1 protein-coding gene is annotated in these 229 nt (G+C 71.6%); it reads left to right on the top strand.

The genetic code is table 11. The features are described from left to right. Positions 1-2 precede the first annotated feature (2 nt). Positions 3-173, top strand: coding sequence for a hypothetical protein (locus SB751_RS35995; RefSeq protein WP_410749725.1), 171 nt, complete (start codon positions 3-5; stop codon positions 171-173). Positions 174-229: the final 56 nt, after the last annotated feature.

The raw sequence follows: 229 nt of genomic DNA, 5'->3' as shown, positions 1-229 counted from the left end.
CGGTGCTGTGCGAGCAGGACGACCTGATCTCGGTGCCGGCCGGCCTGCCACACTGGTTCGACATGGGCTCGGCGCCCGCGTTCACCTGCATCCGGTTGTTCAATGACCCGGCGGGCTGGGTGGCGCGGTTCACGGGCGACGAGATCGCCACGCGCTTTCCGGTACTGCCCTGACGGCGAGGGCGCGGGGCGGCCTGGTCGCGTCCTCCGCGTCACGCGGTCCGGATACG

This window comes from Cupriavidus sp. SIMBA_020 (assembly GCF_046535395.1).
GTDB lineage: Bacteria > Pseudomonadota > Gammaproteobacteria > Burkholderiales > Burkholderiaceae > Cupriavidus > Cupriavidus campinensis.
This window is presented reverse-complemented; position numbering and strand designations above follow the sequence as displayed.